At 61.7% G+C, this 6,000-nt stretch carries 3 protein-coding genes; 2 read left to right on the forward strand and 1 reads right to left on the reverse strand.

The genetic code is table 11. The features are described from left to right. Nucleotides 1-145: 145 nt before the first annotated feature. Nucleotides 146-1,012: a pirin family protein gene (locus E4O98_RS08920; RefSeq protein ID WP_032880753.1), complete on the reverse strand. Its 867-nt coding sequence runs from the start codon at nt 1,010-1,012 to the stop codon at nt 146-148. 722 nt (nt 1,013-1,734) lie between these two features. Between E4O98_RS08920 and E4O98_RS08925 the strand changes: the two genes are divergently transcribed. Together E4O98_RS08925 and E4O98_RS08930 are read left to right on the forward strand one after the other, a co-directional pair. Beyond that, a complete protein-coding gene (locus E4O98_RS08925) occupies nt 1,735-2,838 on the forward strand; it encodes an efflux RND transporter periplasmic adaptor subunit (protein ID WP_103734944.1) in 1,104 nt (367 codons plus the stop codon). Between the two features lie 2 nt (nt 2,839-2,840). Further along, entirely contained in the window at nt 2,841-5,915 is a 3,075-nt protein-coding gene (locus E4O98_RS08930; RefSeq protein ID WP_248134732.1) for an efflux RND transporter permease subunit, read from the forward strand. The last annotated feature ends 85 nt before the right edge of the window (nt 5,916-6,000 follow it).

The following is a 6,000-nucleotide window of genomic DNA, read 5'->3' on the forward strand; positions in this document are numbered from 1 at the left end:
ATGAAATAAGAACCCTGGGAACAAAATGTAGGAGCGAGCTTGCTCGCGAAAAACCACAACGATAACGCGTTCTGTCTGATTGAACGCAGTATGTTGAAGTTCTTCGCGAGCAAGCTCGCTCCTACAGGTTTTTTGCGGTGAACCGTCAGGCGTGCATCTGCCCGAACTTGCCCGATTGGAAGTCGGCGAACGCCTGGTGAATCTCCTGCTCGGTGTTCATCACGAACGGACCGTGGCCGACGATGGGCTCGTCGATGGGTTCACCGCTGAGCAGCAGCACCTTGGCGTCGTCATTGGACTCCAGGGTGATCTGATCACCGTCACGCTCGAACAACGCCAGTTGCCCTTGGCGCGCGACTTCTTTGCCGTTGACCAACACAGTGCCGCTGAGGATCACCAAGGCCGTGTTGCGCCCGGCGTGCAGGTCCAGCGTGACCGCCTTACCGGCGTTGAGGCGCAAGTCCCACACGTCAATCGGCGTAAAGGTGCGGGCCGGGCCCTGAGTACCGGCGAACTCACCGGCGATCAGGCGCAATTGCCCCGCGTCGTTAGCCAATGGCAGCACCGGGATATCGCCATCCACGATGGTCTGGTAACCGGCATCCGCCATTTTGTCCTTGGCCGGCAGGTTGACCCACAGTTGCACCATTTCCAGCGCCCCGCCGCTACGAGCGAAAGCTTGGGAGTGAAATTCCTCGTGGAGAATGCCCTTGGCTGCAGTCATCCATTGCACATCGCCCGGGCCGATTTTGCCGCCGGCACCGGTGGAATCGCGGTGCTCGACTTCGCCGTCGTAGACGATGGTCACGGTTTCAAAACCGCGATGCGGGTGTTGGCCGACGCCGCGACGCTGTTCAGTCGGGGTGAATTCAGCCGGGCCTGCGTGATCCAGCAACAGGAATGGGCTGATGTGCTTGCCCATGGTGTCGTAGGAAAACAGCGTGCGTACCGGGAAACCATCGCCGACCCAGTGGGCGCGGGGGCTGGTGTAGATACCAATTAGCTTTTTCATGATGTACCTCCAAAGTGAGTACAGCTTAATTCGCCTCACCTCTGAGCACTAGAGGGCAAAACTGGCCCTGATCGTTCTACATATAGAACAATTCTTTAGCCTGTAGGCGGGCTTGCCTGCGATGGTGGCTTGCCAGCCGACACCTACCTACCTGACACCCCGCGATCCAACTGTGGGAGGGGCGGTGCGACGATTCGACTTGCTCGCGAAGGCGGCCTGACAGGCGACGCAGTTATACCGGGTGCATATCCATTCCTGCGGTAACGGCCACTTAGGGTTCCGCCCTTACGGCGGCTCCTGGGCTCGGTGTGCCCGTAATCCGACAGGGATTTGGGGGGCCGCCGCCCCGCGCCATCCATGGCGCGGGGCGGCTAAACCGGCATCCCTGCCGGTTTACCCCCCAAATCCATGTCGGATTCCGGCCAGCGTGGTTTAACGGGGCGCCTGAGATCAAGAGCAGATCAAGATCAAGAGCGGCTCGCTTCGCATCGTGGTTACGGGGCGTGCGGCAGCTACAAAGTTGTGTAGATGCCTATGCTGCGATAGTGGTGGTTCGGTTGACTCATCAGTGACTGGCACTGCGCTTTCGCGAACAAGCCCACAGGAGATCTGCACATAGCTGACTGGGATTATCGGGGGGCTGGATTAATTTATATTTCAACCATAATATAAGCAAAAAATTACTACCGTAATTTTTTGCACAATGGTTTCCGGAGTTCGCCATGCCCCCTCTCCCCCTGCGTTTTCTCATGCCCCTGGCCCTGTTGATGTTCCTCAATGGCTGCAACAGCAAGGCCGATACCGCCCAGGTGCCAGTGCCGCGCCCGGTACTCGCCGCCAAGGTCGAAGCAGCCGGCACCCAGCAAAGCGCCTATACCGGTGTAGTGGCCGCGCGCACGGTAAGCGACCTGGGCTTTCGGGTCAGCGGCAAGGTGATCGAACGCAAGGTCGACCCCGGCCAGCACGTCTCCCGTGGCGACACCCTGTTGGTGCTGGACATTGGCGACTTCGAACTGGCGCTGCGCTCGGCAAAAAACCGCGTCAACGCCGCCCAGGCCCAACTGCGCCAGCGCCGCGATGACGAAAACCGTTACCAGCGCCTGGCCAGTACCGGCGCGGTGTCGCGGCAGATCTTCGATCAGTCGGCCACTAACCTGCGCGTCGCCCAGGCCGAACTGGCCGCGGCGCAATCGGATGCCAGCCAGATCGAAAACCGTCGCACTTATTCAGTACTCAAGGCCGATGGCGACGGCATCATCACCGACGTGCTGGCCGATCGCGGCCAGGTGGTAGCCGAAGGGCAAATCGTGGCGCGCCTGGCCCATGACGGCGCCCGCGAAGCCATCGTCAATCTGCCGGAGAACCAGCGTGACCTGGCTACGCAAAAAGCCCTGGCGCTTCCCTTTGGCGCAGCGGACCAGGCCGTGACCGCCACTCTGCGCGAACTGTCCGCCAGCGCCGACCCCGTGACCCGCACCTACCGCGCACGTTATGTGCTGCAGGGTGCGGTCGAACGTTTCGCCCTCGGTTCCACCATCACCGTGCGCTTGCAAGGCAACGGCCAGCCCCTGCAAACCCGCGTACCCATTGGCGCCTTGCAGGATGCAGGGCAAGGCACGGGCGTATGGGTGATTGGCGACGATTTCAAACTCAGCTTCGCCCCGGTGAAGGTCGCCAGCCTCGGCCAGGAGGACGCCTTGCTCGACAGCGGCGTAACACCCGGCCAAACCATCGTCGCCCTCGGCGCTCACCTGTTGCACAGCGGCGATACGGTGCGCTTGCTGCCCTCCCAAGCGCTGGCCCTCAACCGTAAGCAGGATCAATGAGTATGCGCGGGATCAACCTCTCCGAACTGGCCGTCAAACACCGCGCTGTCACCCTGTTTTTGCTGATTGCGATCCTCGTCGCCGGGGTCTTCGCGTTCGGCAAGCTGGGCCGCGCCGAAGACCCCTCGTTCACCGTCAAGGTCATGACCATCACCGCCGCCTGGCCCGGCGCCACCGCCCAGGAGATGCAGGAGCAAGTGGCCGACCGCCTGGAAAAACGCCTGCAGGAACTGGACTACTACGACCGCGTCGAGACCATCGCCCAGCCGGGTTTCGTGTCGATGCGCATGACCTTCCTCGAATCCACACGCCCGAGCGAGATCCAGGCGCTGTTCTACCAGACACGCAAAAAGCTCAGCGACGAAGCCGCGCAACTGCCCAAGGGCGTGATCGGGCCGTTTTTCAACGATGAATATTCCGATGTGTATTTCGCCTTGTATGCCCTGGAGGCAGAACACCTGCCCCACCGCCAGCAAGTACAAATGGCCGAGGAACTGCGCCAGGGCTTGCTCAACCTGCCGGGGGTAAAGAAGGTCAATATCCTTGGTGAACAGGCCCAGCGCGTGTTTGTGGAGTTTTCCTATGAGCGCCTGGCAACTCTGGGCATCAAGCCCGAGCAAATCTTCGCCGCCCTCGCCGCGCAAAACGCCGTGGCGCCCGCAGGCTTCGTCGAAACCGCCGGCGCCCGTGCCTACATCCGCATCGACGGCGCCTTCGACAGCCTCGCGCTGATCGAAAACGTGCCGCTGCAAGTCAATGGCCGCGTGCTGCGCATCGCTGATGTCGCCACCGTGAGCCGCGGATATGAAGACCCGCCCAGCTACCGCATCCGTCACCAGGGCGACCCCGCGCTGATGCTGGGCGTGATCATGGAAAAACACTGGAACGGCCTGGAACTGGACAAGAGCCTGCTGGCCCAGGAAGCCAGGATCCAGGCCGACCTGCCCTTGGGCGTGAACTTCGCCAAAGTCTCCGACCAGGCGAAAAACATCAGCCTGGCGGTCAACGAGTTCATGCTCAAATTCTTCGTCGCCCTGGCCGTGGTGATGCTGATCAGCCTGCTGGCCCTGGGCTTTCGCGTGGGGCTGGTAGTGGCGGCAGCCGTGCCGCTGACGCTCTCGATCGTGTTCGTGATCATGCTGGTCACCGGCCGTGAATTCGACCGTGTGACCCTCGGCGCACTGATCATTTCCCTGGGTTTGTTGGTGGACGACGCGATCATTGCCATCGAGATGATGGTGGTCAAACTCGAAGAAGGCTTTGATCGGATCCACGCGGCCACCTACGCCTGGAGTTCCACGGCGGCGCCGATGCTGACCGGGACCCTGGTCACCATCATCGGTTTTCTCCCGGTAGGGTTTGCGCGCTCCGGGGCGGGCGAATACGCCGGGAATATTTTCTGGATCGTAGGTTTCGCGCTGATTTCGTCCTGGCTGGTGGCCGTGGTGTTTACGCCTTACCTGGGCGTGAAGTTGTTGCCGCACATCAAGCCAGTCCCCGGCGGGCATGATGCGATTTATGCCGGGCGCTACTACCAGAAACTGCGCAGCCTGGTGGAGGCCTGCGTGCGCGGGCGCTGGCTGGTAACCGGGCTGGTGGTGGCCGCGTTCGTGCTGTGCGGCCTGGGTATGGCGGTGGTGAAGAAACAGTTCTTCCCCGACTCCGACCGCTCGGAGCTGATTCTTGAAGTGTATATGCCACCCGGCAGCGCATTTAAAAGCACCGAAGCGGTGGCAGCGCAGGTGGAGAAAGCCCTGTTGCAAGAGCCGCAGACCAGCATGGTGGACACGTATGTGGGCGGCGGTGCACCGCGGTTTTTCCTGTCGTTGAACCCTGAAATGCCCGACCCGGCGTTCGCCAAGCTGATCGTGCAACCCCCCGACTCCCACGCCCGCGATGCGCTGAAACTGCGTATGCGCGAGCGCATTGCGGCAGGCGAATTTCCATCGGCGCGGGTGCGGGTCACACAGCTCGTCTTCGGCCCGCCGGTGCCGTTCCCGGTGGTGTTTCGCGTCTCCGGGCCAGACCTCAATGTGCTGCGCGAGCTGTCTGAAGACGTGCGCCAGGTCGTGGCCGGCAACAAGCTGACCAGAGACACCTTCCTCGAATGGGGCGAGCGTGCCAGCGCTTATCGCCTGGTGCTGGACCAGGACCGCCTGCGCTTGCTGGGTTTTACCCCCGACGAGGTCAAGTCCCAGTTGAACGCCCTGCTCAGCGGCAACCCGATCACCGAAGTCCGCGAAGGCAACCGCACCGTCTCAGTGGTGGCCCGCGCCCAGGGCAGCCAACGCGAAGACCTTGCCAACCTCAATAACATGACGCTGACCAACAGCGCCGGTACGTCGGTGCCGCTGGCCCAGGTCGGACATTTCAAGGCGGTGATGGAAGAACCGATCCTCAAGCGCCGTGACCGCGCCACCACCGTGGAAGTGCGCGCCGACATCATCGACGGCGTGCAACCGCCCGATGTGGAAATGGCCGTGTACAAAGACCTGCAACCGCTGATCGCCAAGCTGCCCAGTGGTTACAAAATCGACATCGGCGGCCCGGTAGAGGAAAGCGCCAAGGCCAACGTGGCCCTGGCGGCGCTGTTCCCGATCATGATCCTGCTGACCCTCACGGTGATCATGTTCCAGGTGCGCTCGTTCGGCGTGATGTTCATGGTGTTCGCTACCGCGCCTCTGGGCCTGATCGGTGCAGTGCCGACCTTGTTGCTGTTCAACCAGCCATTCGGCTTCAACGCGATTCTCGGGCTGATCGGCATCGGCGGCATCCTGATGCGCAACACACTGATCTTTACCGACCAGATCCGCCAGAACCAGGATCACGGCATGGCGATTCGCGAGGCCATCATCGAAGCCACAGTGCGCCGTGCGCGCCCGGTAATCCTCACCGCACTGGCAGCGGCGCTGGCGTTTATTCCGCTGACGCTGTCGGTGTTCTGGTCGTCGCTGGCCTACGTGCTGATTGGCGGCGTGCTGGTGGGCACGGTGTTGACGCTGTTGTTCCTGCCTGCGCTGTGCAGCCTGGTGCTGCGCGACAAGGTTGCTGAAACTTCCCACGCAAGCGCCGGATAAGCTCTACTCCCCTGCCCTGAAAACCTCTGCAAAGTCCCTCGCCTGATTGAACAGTGCGAGGGATTGCAGATGGTTGTTTTCGTTA

Origin of the sequence: Pseudomonas sp. W2Jun17 (assembly GCF_023127795.1) — a bacterium.
Taxonomy (GTDB): domain Bacteria; phylum Pseudomonadota; class Gammaproteobacteria; order Pseudomonadales; family Pseudomonadaceae; genus Aquipseudomonas; species Aquipseudomonas synxantha_A.